The sequence below is a fragment of the Candidatus Williamhamiltonella endosymbiont of Tuberolachnus salignus genome, assembly GCF_964019775.1.
In the GTDB taxonomy this organism is placed as follows: Bacteria; Pseudomonadota; Gammaproteobacteria; order Enterobacterales; family Enterobacteriaceae; genus Hamiltonella; species Hamiltonella defendens.
Genome location: NZ_OZ026471.1, coordinates 230764 through 249880 on the forward strand (window position 1 = coordinate 230764; position 19117 = coordinate 249880).

Sequence of the window (19117 nt, forward strand, 5' to 3'; positions counted from 1 at the left end):
TATAAGGATTTTACGATTCATCCAGAGTAAATACCGTTAAGGCATCTGAGAGTTTTTTGACACCCGAGACTTCTATGTTCGGTATTGATTTTTTAGGCAGATTATTATGAGGGACAATCGCTCGCTTGAACCCGTGTTTGGCCGCCTCAGCAATGCGCTCCTGGCCATTGGGCACAGGGCGGATTTCACCCGCCAAACCGACTTCTCCAAAAATCACCAGATCCTGAGGTAATGGATGATTTCTCAAGCTTGACACCAAAGAGAGCAATAGTGCCAAATCAGCGCTGGTTTCCGTGATTTTTACACCCCCCACCACGTTCACAAAAACGTCTTGATCCGACATTTGTAACCCCCCATGACGATGCAATACCGCCAATAACATAGACAGCCTATTATGCTCTAACCCTACAGTAACCCTTCTTGGATTCGGCATCATAGAGCGATCTACCAAAGCTTGAATTTCTACCAGTAAAGGGCGAGTGCCTTCTCTGACCACAACGACTGAACTGCCAGAGGTGATTTCATCGGTACGGCTCAAAAAAAGCGCCGATGGGTTGCTGACTTCACGTAAACCTTGCTCCGTCATGGCAAAAAATCCCAGCTCGTTGACTGCCCCAAAACGATTTTTATGATTACGCAAAATTCGAAAACGAGTGTCGGTATCCCCATCCAGCATAATCGAGCAATCAATACAATGCTCTAACACTTTAGGGCCTGCCAGAGAACCGTCTTTAGTGACATGCCCTACCATGATCACGCAGACCCCTTGTGTTTTCGCAAAACGGGTTAAATAAGCGGCACTTTCACGGACTTGTGCCACGCTGCCTGGTGAGGATTGAATGTCTGACATATGCATCACCTGAATCGAATCAATCACCATGAGCTTTGGTTTTTGTTGCTGAGCCAATAAACAGATTTGTTCAATCCCGGTTTCCGAAAGAATATCAAGATGGTTCATGGGCAGACCAAGACGATGAGATCTCATGGCAACCTGCTGCAGTGATTCTTCGCCCGTGATGTAAAGCGTCTTCATCTCTTCCGCCAGTTGAGATAACGTTTGCAATAACAAAGTGCTTTTACCTGCCCCGGGGCTTCCTCCGATTAGAATGGCGCTCCCTGGAACCACGCCGCCGCCTAATACTCGATCAAATTCGAGAAAACCGGTCGAAAAGCGAGGTAATTTTTGTAAGCTGATTTCAGATAATTTTTGAATTCGGTTTTGGCGCATCTCACCCGCATAGCCGCCAATAAAGCGGTCATGAGCAGCAGGGTTTGATAGACGGGTCTCTGTGATCGTATTCCAGGCATGGCATTCACTGCATTGTCCTTGCCAACGAGGGTAATCTCCCCCGCATTCATGACATACAAACGCCCGTTTTATCCCTTTAGCCACTTTTTATTTTTATCCTTTGATGATTTTGCGGTTTGGTTTATTCCTGACACTCCTATACGTTGAGATAAAAAAATCGAAATGTCAGATTAAATTCAAATTTTTACATGAAGCAAACGAAGCCAATAGCGGTGAACTTTAGTTTGCCTAGGACAATGTCTGAGATAAGTCAATTTCATATTTTTTCTAAATCTTCCCGAACTCTTAGAATGGCTTCTGGCACTTTACGATTTTGTAACATATTACGTAGACCGATTAACAGACCTCCTAGTAAAAGAGCGCCTCCTACAATTAGAGCGGGTACGATTCCAACTGTAGTTGTATAAAAAAGTAAAACAGCTGCACTGATTCCGGCCACTGATCCTGCAACCGTAGGGATCGATGTCATTAATCCTAAAAGGCGGCGCGTGAACGTTTTTGGGAGATGAAACTTCTCTATTTCATTTAATTTATCCGAAGCTATTTTTTTGACCTCCTGTATTGCTATTTTCTCCCATTTTTCTGGTATCTTACGAGCGGTTATCTTATCCACTCTCTTCTTGATTATCACTCCATACTCAGTGATTTTATCAGGGCTCATTGATTTGGCGTGAATTTTAATACCGAATCTGTTTTTTGGAAAATAAATGATATCTGTTTTATTTCTTACAATTGCTTTTATAGCTTTTTCTGAATTTAGCTCATCTATTTTATTTTTTATTTCTGAATTAAAAATGTTTTCAATTTCGTTTAGCGTATCCTCTGAAATATTCAATTTCTTCATATCTTTTTTAAATTCTTCAAGAAGTTTTTCTTGATTTTTATTTAATTTCATTGATAACTTCTCAAGGTCTTTAAAATTTTTAGCGTTATTAAGTTCATTTTGATACATATTCATTTTTTGTTCTAAAATTTTTTTATTTTTTTCTGAAAGTTTTTCAACTTTACTGTTAATCTTTTTTACTTCTATTTTAGCTATTATTTTATTTGTTTCTTCTGGAAAGCATTTCCTTAAATTCTTACGTAACGACGACCCTTCTTTAAAAGCTTCCAAGGTTTGTGTCATAAGATCATCAAATTCTTGTGATGTGTCAGGCGGATTCACCCATTGAGCTTTTTTATTCTCTATTCTAACAATTTCAGCGGATAATCTTTGTTGAATTTTTTTTAAACGTGTCGTCTCGTTCCTTTGAAATCGGGCTATCGTTAATTTATTACCAATAGATGAACCATTAATATAATGATTAAGTATCTCCAAATATTGTTTGTTTTTTTGATTAACTTCACTTTTTTTATCATGATTAGATGACTCAAGTACATCAGTTGAGCCAGAAATATTATCTTTATCATTTATTCTATTTTCAAAAATTTTTGCAATCTTATATAATTGGCCGCTTTTGTTAGAAGTATCATTTATTGTTTTGATAATATCATCAAACTCTTTTTTTGTTTTAGGCTCTTTATCTGGAATCCATTCAAATTTATTTTCATTATTTAAGGGTTGAATAAAATCACTTAATCTTTCTTCTAATTTTTTAAAATGTTTTTCGATATCTTTATTATTTAGATAAGAATCATTTATATGTTCTAAAAATTCACCCGCTATTTTTTTAAAAGGATTAATTACATTAATATTTTCAGTATTGGGTCTCATATCAGATGCAGCTTCATTAGTAGAAGCAGGCAGATCAACATGAGTTTCTGAGGATGAATGAGTTTCAGAATCGTCTTCATCATCACCGAATGGGTTTGTTGATTGAGTGATTATTTGATGATTATCGCCATCGTTTTCAGAAAATGGATTATTCCCTGAAGGATAAGGAGATTCAGAGGCAATAGTAAAATTCGGCCGATCAACATGAGTTTCTGAGGATGAATCAGTTTCAGAATCGTCTTCATCATCACCGAATGGGTTTGTTGAAGTAGATTGATTGATTATTTGATCGCCATCGTTTTCAGGAAATGGATTATTCTTTGAAGGATAAGGAAGTTTAGAGGCACTAACTGTCCTATTACTTACTGTGAGTGGACTTAGAGTAGAGTTTTTAGCATCTTGTTTTTCTGATAATGAGTTGTTAAACAAATCATTTCTGCTAAGTGTATTCGCTGAATCTATTCCCATAGTAACCTCTTTATTAATTTTTAAAATAATTTGTTTATACTAAAAATATTTTTATATTCTTTATATTATAAATGATCACTGAAAAAAAATTTTATGGTTATAAAATGATAAAATAAGGAAAAAAACAAAATATAATCTCATTGATTCAAAAACTCTGGTCTCACAACAATCAGCTTATTGGATATATGCCCCTTTTTTGAATGTTTAAAATGGTGATTGAGATCAAATGTTTTGGATTGTATATAAAAAAGCCCTATTGGGCGTTGACACTGTTTCATCAGTTTCATACTATCTCCGCCTCCAAAAAATGACACGCTTGGGGCTATAGCTCAGCTGGTAGAGCGCTTGCATGGCATGCAAGAGGTCAGCGGTTCGATCCCGCTTAGCTCCACCAATTCTATTGAATGATAAAATCAAAAAGACTGTCAGTTTAATAAAGTTCTTTATTCAACATTGAGGTTTGATGGTATTGAGCTCAAAAAACGACCAACCCGACCATTTATTTGCAGCCCCCATTGAAAAACTGGGCGATTGGGCTTTTGATGAGCAGGTCGCTGCCGTGTTCCCCAATATGATCACGCGCTCTATCCCTGGTTACACCAACATCATTACCATGATAGGGATGTTATCGAAGCGGTTCGTAAAACCTCATACACAAATTTATGATCTGGGGTGTTCTCATGGTGCCGCTTGTCTGAGTATTTACCCCAATATTCTTGATATCCCAGGCTGTAAAATCATCGCCGTCGAGGAATCACCCGCGATGATAAAATACTGTCGTGAAAATCTGATGGCACATTGCGATCAGATCCCAATAGAAATCATCGAAGACGATATCTTAAATATCAAAATAGACAATGCTTCTATGGTGATATTAAACTTTACTCTGCAATTTTTAGATCCAGGCCATCGTCAAAATGTATTGAATCGCATCTATCAAGGCTTGAATCCGGGGGGCATATTGGTTTTGTCCGAAAAATTTCACTTTGAAGATCCTGATATTGGACCGCTTTTATTTGATATGCACCATGATTTCAAACGAGCGCATGGCTACAGTGATTTAGAAATCAGTCAAAAAAGCACCATGTTGAAAAACGTGATGCGGATAGATTCAGTAGAAACACATCAAAATCGGCTACGTCAAGCCGGATTTGAACAGATGGATCTTTGGTTTCAATGTTTTAATTTTGGATCTCTTCTCGCATTAAAAACTTCCAGCTCCAATGACTAAATAATGACTGAATTCAGCCATTTTTATCAATGGATTGTTAATAATCCTTTTGAAATCTGGCTCAATACCTTGCCGTCACAACTGACCGACTGGCGGCTTTCTGTTTTAAAAAACCCTAAAGCAAAGGCTTGGTTGAATACTGTTCAGGGTTTGCCCGAACTGCTTCCTTCTTATTTAAATCTATTAGATAGAATACAAGCTGACATTTCCCCTCCCATTTCTGAAAGTTTACAAAAAGGGATTGAAAATCGCTTAAAAGCCTTAATGCCTTGGCGCAAAGGGCCTTTTTCGCTATATGGAATCCATATCGATAGCGAGTGGCGATCCAATTGTAAATGGAAAAGAATATTGCCTCATCTCGATTCATTAGTGGGCAAAAAAGTGCTTGATGTGGGCTGCGCCAATGGTTACCACTTGTGGCGTATGCTAGGCGCAGGCGCTCGTTTAGCGATTGGGGTCGAACCCATGCCGTTATTTTTTTTTCAATTTATGGCGGTTAAAAAACTATTGGGTGAGGCATTAAAAGCACAGATTTTACCTTTAAGAATTGAAAATATAGCCCCAGTGGAAGCGTTCGATACCGTTTTTTCGATGGGTGTCCTGTATCATCGTCGTTCTCCATTAGACCATCTTTATCAATTAAAAAATCAATTGCGCTCTTCTGGTCAGTTGGTATTGGAAACATTAGTGATTGATGGAAACGACCAGCAAGTTCTGATCCCAGAAAAAGAATACGCCAAGATGCGTAATGTTTATTTCATTCCTTCTGTGTCTCTTTTAAAAATTTTTTTGAAAAAATGCGGATTTATTGATGTGCGTCTGGTTGATGTGACGGCCACCAGCACTGATGAACAACGCCGCACCTGTTGGATGACCAGTGAGTCTTTGCTCGATTTTCTTGATCCTGAAGATCATAGCAAAACCATAGAAGGGTATCCTGCTCCTTTTCGAGCCATTTTAACTGCCTGTAAACCTTGAAAGAACCTCTTTCTTTCAAAGACTACTCAAATTTTAAAAAAATCTGATGAGTGAAAAATGAAAAAAAATAAATTTTTCAATAAAGTCGTTGTTATTCTTTTTATTGTGATCGCATTAAGTGCCCTCAATGGAATTTTTTTAGCGGGTCTCAATATGTACCTGCGTTCCAGGTGACGGGCTAATACCTATCGCTGCAATAATTAGACTGGTTTTGCCCGCCAATAATGAGATGAATTAAACAGACACAGATTTGAGATAGGCTCTACGGATTGCCAGACAAAATTTTCCGAATGACATAATGTAAACTCCCGCCATTTTTGAAATAAAGAAGCTCATTGTGGGTATCAATTCGGCAACGTGTTTTTATTTCCTTTTTTTGCGCGTCAGGATAAGTCAGGATGACAGAAATGTCTTGGCCCGGGGTCAAATGAGATAATCCTTTAATATCAATCCATTCATTGCCGGTTAAAGACAGCGACAGGCGATCTGTCCCTGATAAAAATTCTAAAGGCAAGATCCCCATACCAATGAGATTAGATCGATGAATACGTTCAAAGGATTCTGCAATAACGGCTCTGATACCGAGTAATCTCGGCCCTTTTGCAGCCCAGTCACGGCTAGAACCCGAGCCATATTCTTTACCTGCAATCACCACCAAAGGCACTTTTTCTTGCTCGTACAGCATAGCGGCATCATAGATAGACATCTGATGTTGTGAAGGTATATGCCGAGTCATTCCGCCTTCAATACCTGGAACCATTTCATTACGAATACGAATATTTGCGAAGGTGCCCCTCATCATCACCTCATGATTGCCTCGCCTGGAGCCATAAGAATTAAAATCTTTGATATCGACGCCCTGCGCCTGAAGATAGTGACCCGCTGAGCTGTTTTGTTTGATATTGCCGGCCGGCGAAATGTGATCTGTGGTAACTGAATCGCCTAGTATGGCTAAGATTCGGGCTTTTTTGATGTCTGTTATCGGATCAGGTGTGATGCTCATCCCTTTAAAATAGGGAGGATGGCGAATATAAGTAGAGTGTTCCTGCCAAGCATAGGTGGGGGATTTCATCACTTCAATCGACTGCCAACTGGCATCTCCTTCAAATACCTGAGCATACTCTTGGCGAAACATAGTTGTAGTGACTTTTTGAACGGCCTCTGCAATTTCAGTGCTGCTTGGCCAAACATCTTTAAGATACACTGGGTTTCCGGATTCATCTTGACCCAAAGGATCATGATCCAGATCGATACTCATATTGCCCGCCAGCGCATACGCTACCACCAAAGGAGGAGAGGCCAACCAGTTCGCTTTGACCAATGGATGAATGCGCCCCTCAAAATTGCGATTGCCGGATAAAACAGCCGCCACTGTCAATTGGCGAGATTGAATCGCTTGTTCAACATGCTCTGACAAAGCCCCTGAATTACCGATGCAGGTTGTGCAACCATATCCAACCAAATTAAAACCGAGATAGTTTAAATAGAGGCTCAATCCTGCCGCATTTAAATATTCAGTCACCACTTTAGAACCCGGGGCCAAGGAGGTTTTGACCCAAGGCTTCGTTTTAATGCCTTTTTCATACGCCTTTTTAGCCAGCAATCCTGCGGCCATCATCACGCTGGGATTCGACGTATTTGTGCAAGAGGTAATGGCCGCAATAACCACGGCCCCATTTTGCACATTTTGGTGATTTAAAGGAATTTCAGAGGAGGAAAGGCACTCAGTTTGATGACAAAACTGAGCAAAAACATGAGGCACCTGACTGAGTTTGACGCGATCCTGTGGGCGTTTTGGTCCTGCCAGACTCGCTTCTACCGTGGACATATCAAGCTCAAGTCGACTGCTAAAAACAGGCTCATCATCAGGATATCGCCACATGCCTTGCGCCTTTGTATAGGCTTCAACCAAAGCAATTTGTTCATCACTGCGACCGGTCAGATGCAAATATTGAAGAGTGACTTCGTCTACTGGGAAAAAACCACAGGTCGCGCCATATTCTGGTGTCATGTTAGCGATGGTCGCGCGATCCGCCAATGATAAGTGTACCAATCCATTACCATAAAATTCGACAAATTTATCAACCACACCATATTCACGAAGCATTTCTGTGACGGTGAGCACCAAGTCTGTTGCTGTGATGCCCGATCTCAGATGCCCTGTTAACTTTAAACCCACGACATCTGGAATCAACATTGAAATGGGTTGACCCAACATCGCGGCTTCGGCTTCGATACCACCCACACCCCATCCCAAAATGCCCAAACCATTGATCATGGTTGTGTGAGAATCGGTGCCCACAACGGTATCAGGATAAATCACCAGTCGAGAACCTTGTTGTTCAGACCATACCGTTTGACCCAAATATTCTAAATTCACCTGGTGACAAATACCGGTGCTTGGCGGCACCACCCGAAGGCGATGAAACGCCTGCTGCCCCCATCGTAAAAAAGAATAGCGCTCTTCATTGCGGGCCATTTCTAAAAAAACATTTTGCTTAAAAGCCTCTTCATGACCCGATTGATCGACCGTCACAGAGTGATCGATCACCAAATCTACTGGTGATAGAGGGTTGACCTGTGAGACCTCTCCTCCTAATTCTGCTACGGCAGCGCGCATGGCGGCCAGATCGACTATCGCCGGTACGCCTGTAAAGTCTTGCATCAATACGCGAGCAGGGCGGTAAGCAATTTCACGATCTACATGTCCCGCTTTTAACCAAGCGGCCATAGCATGAATATCGTCAGGTTGTACGCTCTGCGTATCAAGATGACGTAATAAATTTTCTAATAATATTTTGAGGGATTTTGGGAGACGGTCGATTGGGCCTATTAATGGTTCAATCTCAGGTAAACTGTAATAATAATAACGACGATCAGCGACCACTAATTCGGCACCGCTTTTTTGTTGTAAATCGGACAAAGACATGAAACCCCCTCAACCTTGTAATATTTCTATTTGAGTTTACATTAAAAATGTCTTTCTACGTATTATTGTCAATTTTTTAAAAAAAAATTAACTACTATTAAAATCAAGATCAGATCATCACCTGGATTGATGATCACTCTATCAATTTTAACTTTTTCACTCTCTTGTTTTAGGTCATCAAAAAGATGAGCTCATCATCAAAAACAAACGAAAATACGATGAGATATCAACGCATCACCCAACACATCTTCTGGCTGTCTGTTTTGACGCTTCTGATATACAGCGGGGTTGGTTTTTCAGTACCAGAAAGGTTTGATGGAAGTAGGACGCATACTTTGAAAGCGGATAAGCTGTTGATAAATGAGGTTGGGTCGCATTAAGTGATGCCAGGAAACATCATAGCCGTAATCATTGAAACTGCTTAATTTATCAAATTATTATGAAGATCATAAGCCACTATGAAAGTTGAATTGATCTCGGAATCTTTTTTTTTGATGAAAAGATCTGTTTAAAATTAAGTGCAGTCATGCCAAAAGAATTTTTTCTGCTTTTTGACGAGCTTGACGATCAATATCTAGTACTTCCTGCACATCCCTGGGCTCCGGCAAGCTGAGCTGGTCCAGGACTTTTTGATTGATCATCGCAATATCCGTAAAACGAATTTTTGTGTTTAAAAAGGCCTCTACAGCCACTTCGTTGGCAGCATTTAATATCGTGGTTGCTGATTGGCCGCTCTTGAAGGCATGTATTGCCAATTGTAGACAAGGATAGCGAGCGGGATCAGGTTTTGAAAAAGTCAATGCATTCATACTATAAAAATCCAAAGAGGGACTGCCCGAGTTGATCCTTTCTGGATAGGCCATGGCATGAGCAATCGGTGTTCGCATATCAGGGGCTCCTAATTGCGCCAGTATACTGCCATCTTTATAACAAACCATAGAATGAATCACAGATTGAGGATGTAGTAAAATTTCAATTTGTTGATCAGACGCATTAAATAGCCAACGAGCCTCGATGTATTCAAGACCTTTATTCATCATAGTAGCCGAATCTACTGATATTTTTTTCCCCATAGACCAATTTGGATGAGCACAGGCTTTTTCGGGTGTGATGCGAGAAAATTCTTCTAAGGGAATATCACGTAATGAGCCACCGGAGCCAGTTAAAATGATGCTTGAAACTCCATTTTCAGATAAAGACAGATTACCTAATTCTCGTTGTATTTTTTGGGGTAAGCTTTGAAAAATAGCATTATGTTCGCTATCAATAGGTAACAGTTGTGCGCCATACTTTTTTACGGCATTCATAAAAATACGACCACAAGTAATGAGAGATTCCTTATTGGCCAAAAGCACTTTTTTGCCAGCACGAATGGCAGCAAGGGTCGGTGTTAAACCAGCTACACCCACTATGGCAGCCATCACTTGATCTACCTCTGTTAACATGGCTAATTCACAAGCCGCCTTAGAACCAGAAAATACTTCTGTTTTTATATTTTTTTTTGCTAATAACAAACGAAGCTCCTGTGCCAATTTTTCATTGGACATAGAGGCATAACGAGGATGAAATTCTTCGCATTGTTTTGCCATCCGTTGAACATTGGAGCTGGCAACCAGGGCGGTGACAGAAAATAAGTGAGGGTTGGTTCGTACTACGGCTAAAGTGCTGCAGCCAATAGAACCAGTAGAACCAAGAATCGCCAGCTGCTTCATAGGTGCCTTAAGGGGAAATCCTCCCTAAGTATTTTTCCGGGTTGCTTTACAAATAATGGAGAAACTTGATATCAAATCTGTTTCAGAGAAGTAAAGAATCTTTTGTTAAACTGTCATTACTTCTTTTTCTTTTTTTGTTAAAAATTCATCAATTTTCTTGATATATCGATCCGTTAGCTTTTGGACATTATCTTGAATTTGACGATCTTCATCCTCGCTTATTTCTTTCTTTTTTAACGTCTCTTTGCTTTTTTTGTTAACAGAAGCCCGTATGTTACGAACGGCAACACGTGCTGCTTCTGCTTCTGAACGTATCACTTTAATCAATTCTTTTCGGCGATCTTCAGTGAGCGGCGGTAAAGGCACTCTGATCAGGTTTGCAGCTGACGAAGGATTGAGGCCCAAAGGAGAATTTTGAATGGCTTTTTCGATATAAGGGGTTAAATTACGATCAAAGACAGTCACTGCTAAATGGCTTGAATCTTCGGCCACTATGTTGGCTAACTGACGCAGCGGAGTCGAAGCTCCATAGTACTCTACCTGAATGCTATCAAGAATACTGGGAGAAGCTCTTCCAGTTCGTATCTTTTTAATTTGACTTTCAAAAGATTCTGTGCATTTCTCCATGCGACTTTGAGTTTCTGTTTCTATTTTACTGATCATTTTTAAACCTTTAATCATTCATAATGAAACGAGCTAGTAAGGTGATGTTGAATTATTCCATTCTTTTCTGATGTATAAGAGTGCCTTCCTTTTCTCCTATCACAACACGTTTCAAAGCTCCCGGTTTATTCATATTAAAGATTTTAATCGGGAGTTGATAATCACGAGCCAAGGTAAAAGCAGCAAGATCCATTATCTTTAACTCACTGTCTAATACATCTTGATAAGTGAGTTCTGGATAAAATTTAGCATGAGGATTTTTCATCGGATCTTCTGAGTAAACTCCATCGACCTTTGTGGCTTTTAAAACAACTTCGGCTTCAATTTCTATACCACGTAAACAAGCTGCAGAGTCAGTCGTAAAGAAGGGGTTACCAGTACCAGAGGTAAAAATAACGACTCTTTTACGATTTAATAATTTGATGGCATCTGTCCAACTGTAGCTGTCACAAACACCATTAAGAGGTATAGCAGACATTAAGCCTGTATTAACACCAGCACGATTTAAGGCATCCCGCATGGCTAAACCATTCATGACAGTCGCCAACATACCCATATGATCACCGACTACTCGATTCATTCCAGCTTTGGCTAACCCTGCACCTCTAAATAAGTTCCCTCCTCCAATCACCAAAGCAACCTGCATGTTGAGCTCAACTAATTCTTTGATTTCTTTTGCTATACGATCCAAAATCGTAGCGTCGATACCAAAGCCTTCCTTGCCTTGAAGTGCTTCACCACTCAGTTTGAGTAATATTCTTTGATATATTGGTTTTGCTGCCATGATCTCAGACTTCCTTTTTACTTATCGCAGCAACTTCATCAGCAAAGTTTGTGGTCGATTTTTCAATCCCTTCACCCACTTCAAATCGAATAAAATTGAGAACAGTCGCCCCATGCTCTTCCAGCCAGTCGCCCACGGTTTTAGTTGGCTCCATCACAAAATTTTGGCCTGTCAAAGAAATTTCACCCGTAAATTTTTTCATGCGACCAGACACCATTTTTTCAGCGATGTCACGAGGCTTTCCAGACTGCATTGCAATGTCTAATTGAACGTGATGCTCACGATTCACGACCTCGCTTGGGACATCCTCAGGATGAACATACTCTGGTTTACTCGCTGCGATATGCATCGCAAGATTTTTAAGGCATTTCTGATCAGCCCCAACAGCTGAAACAAGCACACCAATACGTGCACCGTGTAGATAACTGCCTAATGCTTCCGATTCAAGCATTGCAATGCGACGGATATTGATATTTTCCCCTATTTTCGCTACCAAAGCAGTCCATTGTTCTTCAAATTTGGCTTTTAAGAGCTCAGAAGATGTGATTTTTTCTTTCAGCGCAGTACTGATAATTTCTTCAGCAAAAGATTTAAAGCTGGCATCTTTGGCGACAAAATCAGTTTCACAATTCAATTCAAGAATCGCACCTAATTTTTGCTCTGAAGAAATTTCCAGTAAAATGACACCTTCAGAAGCCACTCGACCTGATTTTTTTGCTGCCTTTGCTTGACCAGATTTTCGCATGTTATCAATGGCCAGTTCAACATCACCCTGCGTGTCAACTAAGGCTTTTTTACATTCCATCATCCCTGCGCCAGTGCGTTCGCGCAGTTCTTTTACAAGAGTGGCACTAATATGAGCCATGTTTTATTCCTCAATGATTTTTTAAATATTCTTGTTTTGCATTATTTTGTTTCTATTAAACTTTCTTCTTTTTGCATCACAGAATTTTCGGAACGACCTTCAGAAATCGCAGCAGAAACAGCATTGAGATAAAGTTTTATCGAGCGAATAGCATCGTCATTTCCAGGAATAATAAAATCGATACCATCTGGATCTGAATTGGTATCTACTATAGAAAATACAGGAATACCTAAATTGTTGGCTTCTTTAACAGCAATATGTTCGTGATTAGCATCAATAACAAATAAGGCGTCAGGTAAGCCTCCCATATTTTTAATCCCCCCCAAACTATTTTCCAATTTATTGAGTTCACGGGTGCGCATCAAAGCTTCTTTTTTAGTCAATTTTTCAAATGTACCATCTTGGGACTGTGTCTCTAAATCTTTTAAACGTTTGATGGACTGGCGAACCGTTTTCCAATTCGTTAACATTCCGCCCAACCAACGATGATGAACGAAAAATTGTGCACAATTACCTGCAGATTCTTTTATTGCCTCACTTGCAGCCCGCTTTGTACCCACAAATAAAATTTTACCTTTACGGGCAGAAATTTTTCTTAATTCACTCAATGCGTTATTCAACATCGTGACGGTAAATTCAAGATTAATAATATGAATACCGTTGCGAGAACCAAAAATAAAAGGCTTCATTTTTGGATTCCAGTAACGGGTTTTGTGACCAAAGTGCACACCCGCTTCGAGCATCTCACGCATAGAAATAGCTACCATAATTAACGCCTCTTTAGTATTGTTGGGGTTATACCTCCACCAGTCCCGTAATACCGACCCAAAATATCTGGGCACCCCGGATTATGTGTCGACCAGTGTGTGTGTTTAACACAGAGTAAGTTCAGTTTTATCCACAGGTAAACATGGTATTCCATACCGCTCAAAATATCCTCGCCTTGAAGGCCGATGTTTTATGAACTCCCTGATAAAAACGCCGTTTTATATCACAAACATGAATTTTGTGCCAGACGCCAAGTTGATTAACCACGGCTGTCCCATTAAAATTTCTGAATTAAACACGAGTTTCGCCCTGCTATAGAAGAATGTAAAAGGCCATGGGAAAATTTAAGGGGGTGATGAGATGGCTGGGCATATAATAAAGATCTTTATAGGGCGTTTCTAGTAAATGAACTTGCGGCATTCTGTATTATGGCTTATGAGTCAAGAGAGCGTCTCAATGGCGTTATGTTTCATTCGGCTCAAGGGTGACAGACACTAGCTGTAAGGTCCTTATTTTGATGTAGATATTATCATCAGAAAACAAGGAGGCCCTACATCTAAGGAACTCGTTTACTATATTTTGAGAGTAAAACCTATGCCAAATCTCGTCTGTCGGTGGTTATAATCAATCAGTGATTCCCCATAGCCGCTAAAGAGCTGAGTATATAAAGCTAAGTTTGATGAAATATTATGGCTCCAGCCAATATTGACTCCGCCGTATCCACTATTCCAATTATACCGAGTTTCTACGCTAATCTCGTTTGCTTCCAACTTGTAGCTTGTTTTTAAACTATAGTAGCCCATATATTTACTGATATCTGGATTGTCTTCAATTTTTCCAACGCGCAGCCAAGGCATAACATCTATTTTCCATTTTCCATTTTGTGCCATGAGTTTCAAAAATACTCGATTCCAGCTTCGGGATGTCTCCTGAGAACGTCCGTTAGATTGATGATTTATGCCTATTTGGATATCTCGCAATACCCATCCTGCTAATTTATAATGGGTGGCCCATCCTAGAAACAACTGTGGTTCATAGTTAGTTTCTCTAAATGGAGAAGATTCTTGTATATTCAGCATTTGCCACCAAGAACGCTGTGTATAAGAAGCCCCTAACAAGGAGTTATCACCGATAATACCTCTCCATATAGGAAATCCAACACTAAATTGGAATAATAATTCATTTTTTTTGGCTTTTTCAGCCCACGAGTATTTGCTTATCGCTTTTTTGTTAATGTGGTTTGTGACGGTATAAAGCAAAAAATTTTTTTCATAAGAGTACAAATGAAAGATATTACCCTCATCATGCAGTAAATTTGCAACAATACCCTTCTTTTTAACTTCCTTATCGCTCATTTCAGCACTTGTCAGTTCCTGTGCATCACAAAGTGAAAAAGCACCTGTCACGAAGCAGATAATTGAATAAGCTATTGGTTTAAAAATAGATTTCGGATAATAGGTCACTTGACAGCCCCTTCCCTGTAAAATTTTGATCCGCTTTAAAAACTAGAATATTTGTAGCCGGAATGTGAACCGCACCTGTTTGTGAGTTGAATCCTGCTCTGGCTGCTCTTGGATTAACCTGAAAGTTGCTAAAAACAAAAATTGTTCGTTATTTATTTAGATTTCTTTCCAAACTTTATTAATACAATTGATAGTTATAAGCTCCGGCAATGAAATTGAACCAGAGTCTAAAGCATTTAGTCTATTTCGATATTTATCTGCAATCATTTTGAAAAATTTCAACATTCCAATGATATTTGGATTATGGCGCTGTTAACAAAGTCATTTAAAGACTTTAAGACAAGCGATAGCGAAGAAAGAAAAGAAGGCGACATCGAATTTATCGAAGCGTAAAGCGAGCCTTTTGTGTTGATCAAAAACGGTTTCAATAATTATCTGCGTAAATCTGACCTGTAATATTTTTCCCTAAGTCAGGCGCAGTCATTCTATCGTCTACATTCCCTCGAGTAAAACGCATGCTGAGTATTTCTCCTAAATGATGGATAATCAATATGTCATTTAAATCCAAAACCCCTCCTGTTGAAGTTTCTCCGAATGCAGTGATGCCTCGAAAACACGATGAGGCTGAGCTAGAAAGAGTTTGCAAACGGCTATGGGGATTGAATCTACGATGGACAGACCGGTGCATGTTCCTTTCATGATTTTAAATAAAGCATGAAGAGCGATTGCATAACGAGGAAGAAATTGAATACAGCGTCAGTATGAAAAAAAAGTCGGAAACTCTTAGCCCATATTTTGACACACATAATGAATATAAAATCATTTGAAGTGGCGGTAGCGAAATTGATGAAAGAATATGACTACAGTCATGAGTTCTGACTAAAGAAATAGAGGTTGCCATGATTCGTTTTTTTACCTATTTATCACAAGATATGCATTAAAAATGGGTTCAAACTTTTTACAAAAATCGTCCACAAAGCATTAAAGCATGGCAGGGGTGGGGAGATTTGAACTCCCAACACCCGGTTTTGGAGACCGGTGCTCTACCAATTGAACTACACCCCTAAAAATGTCTTTTCAGTAAGTATGTCGTCAACAGAAAGGCCGGCTTTAAATGTTTTGGCTGCTTATGTAAGGAGCCTGGCGGTGTCCTAGTCTCACATGGGGAAACCCCACACTACCCTCGGCGCAACGGCGTTTCACTTCTGAGTTCGGGATGGTTTCAGGTGGGTCCACCGCACTTTGGCCGCCAAGCCATATTTTTTTTCTTCAGAATAAGCAAGTCATGCGCTCTAAAACAGTTTCGGTGTTGTAAGGTTAAGCCTCTCGGGTCATTAGTACTGGTCCGCTGAATACATCGCTGCACTTACACTCCCAGCCTATCTACGTCATCGTCTCTAACGTCCCTTACCACAATCTCTTGCGGGGAAGACTCATCTTGGGGCAAGTTTCCCGCTTAGATGCTTTCAGCGGTTATCTCTCCCGCATTTAGCTACCGGGCAATGCCATTGGCATGACAACCCGTACACCAGTGATGCGTCCACTCCGGTCCTCTCGTACTAGGAGCAGCCCCCCTCAATCTTCCTACGCCCACGGCAGATAGGAACCGAACTGTCTCACGACGTTCTAAACCCAGCTCGCGTACCACTTTAAATGGCGAACAGCCATACCCTTGGGACCTACTTCAGCCCCAGGATGTGATGAGCCGACATCGAGGTGCCAAACACCGCCGTCGATATGAACTCTTGGGCGGTATCAGCCTGTTATCCCCGGAGTACCTTTTATCCGTTGAGCGATGGCCCTTCCATTCAGAACCACCGGATCACTAAGACCTACTTTCGTACCTGCTCGAGCCGTCACTCTCGCAGTCAAGCCAGCTTATGCCTTTGCACTCACCTCACGATGTCCGACCGTGATGAGCTGACCTTCGTACTCCTCCGTTACTCTTTAGGAGGAGACCGCCCCAGTCAAACTACCCACCAGACACTGTCCTCACCCCGGATAACGGGACCAAGTTAGAATATCAAACATCAAAGGGTGGTATTTCAACAGCAGCTCCACATAGACTGGCGTCTACACTTCTTCGCTTCCCACCTATCCTACACATTAAGGTTTCATATTCAGTGTCAAGCTATAGTAAAGGTTCACGGGGTCTTTCCGTCTTGCCGCGGGAACACTGCATCTTCACAGCAAGTTCAATTTCACTGAGTCTCGGGTGGAGACAGCCTAGCCATCATTACGCCATTCGTGCAGGTCGGAACTTACCCGACAAGGAATTTCGCTACCTTAGGACCGTTATAGTTACGGCCGCCGTTTACCGGGGCTTCTATCAAGTGCTTTGTTTTGACACTCACACCATCAATTAACCTTCCGGCACCGGGCAGGCGTCACACCGTATACGTCCACTTACGTGTTGGCACAGTGCTGTGTTTTTAATAAACAGTTGCAGCTAGCTGGTCTCTGCGGCTGGCCTCAGCTCCAGAAGCATGTCCTTTCACCTAACGCCAGCGTGCCTTCTCCCGAAGTTACGGCACCATTTTGCCTAGTTCCTTCACCCGAGTTCTCTCAAGCGCCTTAGTATTCTCTACCTGACTACCTGTGTCGGTTTTCGGTACGATTGACTATTACCTGTTGCTTAGAGGCTTTTCCTGGAAGTTCGGCATCAGCAACTTCTTACCCCATAAGGGCAATCCTCATCACGCCTCAGAGTCAAGATGCGCCGGATTTGCCTGGCGCATCCTCCTACACGCTTGAACCGGGACCACCGGCCCCCGGATTGCCTAGCCCTCTTCGTCCCCCCTTCGCAGTAATACTCAGTACAGGAATCTTAACCTGTTGCCCATCGACTACGCTTTTCAGCCTCGCCTTAGGGGTCGACTTACCCTGCCCCGATGAACGTTGGACAGGAAACCTCAGTCTTTCGGCGAGCGGGCTTTTCACCCGCTTTATCGTTACTCATGTCAGCATTCGCACTTCTGATACCTCCAAAACTCTTCTCAGAGCGTCTTCTTCGGCTTACAGAACGCTCCCCTACCATGCGTTTGCACGCATCCGCAGCTTCGGTGCATGGTTTAGCCCCGTTACATCTTCCGCGCAGGCCGACTCGACCAGTGAGCTATTACGCTTTCTTTCAATGATGGCTGCTTCTAAGCCAACATCCTGGCTGTCTAAGCCTTCCCACATCGTTTCCCACTTAACCATGACTTCGGGACCTTAGCTGGCGGTCTGGGTTGTTTCCCTCTCCACGACGGACGTTAGCACCCGCCGTGTGTCTCCCGTGGTCATATTCTTCGGTATTCACAGTTTGCATTGGGTTGGTAAGCCGGGATGGCCCCCTAGCCAAAACAGCGCTCTACCCCCGAAGATAAACCCACGAGGCGCTACCTAAATAGCTTTCGGGGAGAACCAGCTATCTCCTAGTTTGATTGGCCTTTCACCCCCAGCCACATGTCATCCGCTCATTTTTCAACATAAGTCGGTTCGGTCCTCCAATGTGGATTAACACATCTTCAACCTGCACATGGCTAGATCACTAGGTTTCGGGTCTATACCTTGCAACTCATCGCCCAGTTAAGACTCGGTTTCCCTTCGGCTCCCCTATTCGGTTAACCTTGCTACAAAATATAAGTCGCTGACCCATTATACAAAAGGTACGCAGTCACTTCTCATTGCTTCGAAGCTCCCACTGCTTGTACGTACAGGGTTTCAGGGTCTATTTCACTCCCCTCCCGGGGTTCTTTTCGCCTTTCCCTCACGGTACTGGTTCACTATCGGTCAGTCAGGAGTATTTAGCCTTGGAGGATGGTCCCCCCATCTTCAAACAGGATATCACGTGTCCCGTCCTACTCTTCGAGCTCACTCTGCTGCAATTTTCAGGTACGGGGCCATCACCCTCTATGGCTCGTCTTCCCAAACGATTCCCCTAATTGCGCAAAGATGGTGACTCCGGGCTCCTCCCCTTTCGCTCGCCGCTACTTAGGGAATCTCGGTTGATTTCTTTTCCTCAGGGTACTGAGATGTTTCAATTCCCCTGGTTTGCCTCGCAATACTATTTATTCATATTACGATAGTGCATATTCTGCACTGGGTTGCCCCATTCGGGTATCAACGGCTAACACGCTTTTTATCAGCTTACCGTCGCTTTTCGCAGATTAACACGCCCTTCTTCGCCTCTGACTGCCTAGGCATCCTCCCTGTACGCTTCATTACTTAACCTTACAACCCGAAATTGTT

General features: G+C 41.6%; 13 protein-coding genes, 2 tRNA genes and 2 rRNA genes. 3 read left to right on the forward strand and 14 right to left on the reverse strand.

Annotation, left to right across the window (positions count from 1 at the left end; all coding sequences use genetic code 11):
• Nucleotides 1–10: 10 nt before the first annotated feature.
• Both radA and AACL23_RS01075 read right to left on the reverse strand, forming a co-directional pair.
• Nucleotides 11–1393 carry a DNA repair protein RadA gene (gene radA, locus AACL23_RS01070; RefSeq protein ID WP_339049573.1) on the reverse strand — a complete coding sequence of 461 codons (1383 nt, stop codon included), beginning with the start codon at nt 1391–1393 and terminating at the stop codon, nt 11–13.
• Nucleotides 1394–1565: 172 nt separating this feature from the next.
• Nucleotides 1566–3491: a hypothetical protein gene (locus AACL23_RS01075; RefSeq protein WP_339049575.1), complete on the reverse strand. Its 1926-nt coding sequence runs from the start codon at nt 3489–3491 to the stop codon at nt 1566–1568.
• 318 nt (nt 3492–3809) lie between these two features.
• Here AACL23_RS01075 and AACL23_RS01080 point away from each other — a divergent pair.
• From AACL23_RS01080 to cmoB, 3 genes are all read left to right on the forward strand, one after another.
• Nucleotides 3810–3885: transfer RNA gene (locus tag AACL23_RS01080), tRNA-Ala, on the forward strand.
• A 69-nt stretch (nt 3886–3954) separates the two neighbouring features.
• Nucleotides 3955–4722 (forward strand): carboxy-S-adenosyl-L-methionine synthase CmoA, encoded by a 768-nt coding sequence (gene cmoA, locus AACL23_RS01085; RefSeq protein ID WP_095033994.1) that lies wholly within the window; start codon nt 3955–3957, stop codon nt 4720–4722.
• A 3-nt stretch (nt 4723–4725) separates the two neighbouring features.
• The gene (gene cmoB / locus AACL23_RS01090; protein WP_339049577.1) at nt 4726–5700 is read left to right on the forward strand and encodes a tRNA 5-methoxyuridine(34)/uridine 5-oxyacetic acid(34) synthase CmoB; all 975 of its coding nucleotides are present in this window, start codon (nt 4726–4728) and stop codon (nt 5698–5700) included.
• A 262-nt stretch (nt 5701–5962) separates the two neighbouring features.
• Here cmoB and acnA read toward each other — a convergent pair whose 3' ends face one another.
• From acnA to AACL23_RS01150, 12 genes are all read right to left on the reverse strand, one after another.
• Nucleotides 5963–8629 (reverse strand): aconitate hydratase AcnA, encoded by a 2667-nt coding sequence (gene acnA / locus AACL23_RS01095; protein WP_339049579.1) that lies wholly within the window; start codon nt 8627–8629, stop codon nt 5963–5965.
• A gap of 524 nt (nt 8630–9153) precedes the next feature.
• Complete coding sequence (ispC, locus tag AACL23_RS01100; protein WP_015873747.1) at nt 9154–10341, reverse strand: 1-deoxy-D-xylulose-5-phosphate reductoisomerase; 1188 nt, start codon at nt 10339–10341, stop codon at nt 9154–9156.
• A gap of 105 nt (nt 10342–10446) precedes the next feature.
• A complete protein-coding gene (gene frr / locus AACL23_RS01105; protein WP_015873748.1) occupies nt 10447–11004 on the reverse strand; it encodes a ribosome recycling factor in 558 nt (185 codons plus the stop codon).
• A gap of 52 nt (nt 11005–11056) precedes the next feature.
• Nucleotides 11057–11788 (reverse strand): UMP kinase, encoded by a 732-nt coding sequence (pyrH, locus tag AACL23_RS01110; RefSeq protein WP_015873749.1) that lies wholly within the window; start codon nt 11786–11788, stop codon nt 11057–11059.
• A 4-nt stretch (nt 11789–11792) separates the two neighbouring features.
• The gene (gene tsf / locus AACL23_RS01115; protein ID WP_339049583.1) at nt 11793–12653 is read right to left on the reverse strand and encodes a translation elongation factor Ts; all 861 of its coding nucleotides are present in this window, start codon (nt 12651–12653) and stop codon (nt 11793–11795) included.
• 41 nt (nt 12654–12694) lie between these two features.
• Nucleotides 12695–13420 (reverse strand): 30S ribosomal protein S2, encoded by a 726-nt coding sequence (gene rpsB, locus AACL23_RS01120; protein WP_100096616.1) that lies wholly within the window; start codon nt 13418–13420, stop codon nt 12695–12697.
• A gap of 573 nt (nt 13421–13993) precedes the next feature.
• A complete protein-coding gene (pldA, locus tag AACL23_RS01125; protein ID WP_100097126.1) occupies nt 13994–14851 on the reverse strand; it encodes a phospholipase A in 858 nt (285 codons plus the stop codon).
• Nucleotides 14852–14855: 4 nt separating this feature from the next.
• Nucleotides 14856–15026 carry an HU family DNA-binding protein gene (locus tag AACL23_RS10180; protein ID WP_123875516.1) on the reverse strand — a complete coding sequence of 57 codons (171 nt, stop codon included), beginning with the start codon at nt 15024–15026 and terminating at the stop codon, nt 14856–14858.
• A gap of 282 nt (nt 15027–15308) precedes the next feature.
• A complete protein-coding gene (locus AACL23_RS01135) occupies nt 15309–15572 on the reverse strand; it encodes a transposase (RefSeq protein ID WP_100096615.1) in 264 nt (87 codons plus the stop codon).
• A gap of 301 nt (nt 15573–15873) precedes the next feature.
• Nucleotides 15874–15949, reverse strand: a tRNA-Trp gene (locus AACL23_RS01140).
• 73 nt (nt 15950–16022) lie between these two features.
• Nucleotides 16023–16138: ribosomal RNA gene (gene rrf / locus AACL23_RS01145) — 5S ribosomal RNA — on the reverse strand.
• Nucleotides 16139–16197: 59 nt separating this feature from the next.
• Nucleotides 16198–19099: ribosomal RNA gene (locus tag AACL23_RS01150) — 23S ribosomal RNA — on the reverse strand.
• Nucleotides 19100–19117 lie beyond the last annotated feature (18 nt).

Bases quoted from the DNA above. Each gene is read 5' to 3' on its own strand.
- tsf (WP_339049583.1), bottom strand. From the start codon at position 12,653: ATGGCTCATATTAGTGCCACTCTTGTAAAAGAACTGCGCGAACGCACT.
- cmoA (WP_095033994.1), top strand. From the start codon at position 3,955: ATGGTATTGAGCTCAAAAAACGACCAACCCGACCATTTATTTGCAGCC.
- AACL23_RS01075 (WP_339049575.1), bottom strand. From the start codon at position 3,491: ATGGGAATAGATTCAGCGAATACACTTAGCAGAAATGATTTGTTTAAC.
- cmoB (WP_339049577.1), top strand. From the start codon at position 4,726: ATGACTGAATTCAGCCATTTTTATCAATGGATTGTTAATAATCCTTTT.
- ispC (WP_015873747.1), bottom strand. From the start codon at position 10,341: ATGAAGCAGCTGGCGATTCTTGGTTCTACTGGTTCTATTGGCTGCAGC.
- rpsB (WP_100096616.1), bottom strand. From the start codon at position 13,420: ATGGTAGCTATTTCTATGCGTGAGATGCTCGAAGCGGGTGTGCACTTT.
- pyrH (WP_015873749.1), bottom strand. From the start codon at position 11,788: ATGGCAGCAAAACCAATATATCAAAGAATATTACTCAAACTGAGTGGT.
- frr (WP_015873748.1), bottom strand. From the start codon at position 11,004: ATGATCAGTAAAATAGAAACAGAAACTCAAAGTCGCATGGAGAAATGC.
- acnA (WP_339049579.1), bottom strand. From the start codon at position 8,629: ATGTCTTTGTCCGATTTACAACAAAAAAGCGGTGCCGAATTAGTGGTC.
- AACL23_RS01135 (WP_100096615.1), bottom strand. From the start codon at position 15,572: ATGCACCGGTCTGTCCATCGTAGATTCAATCCCCATAGCCGTTTGCAA.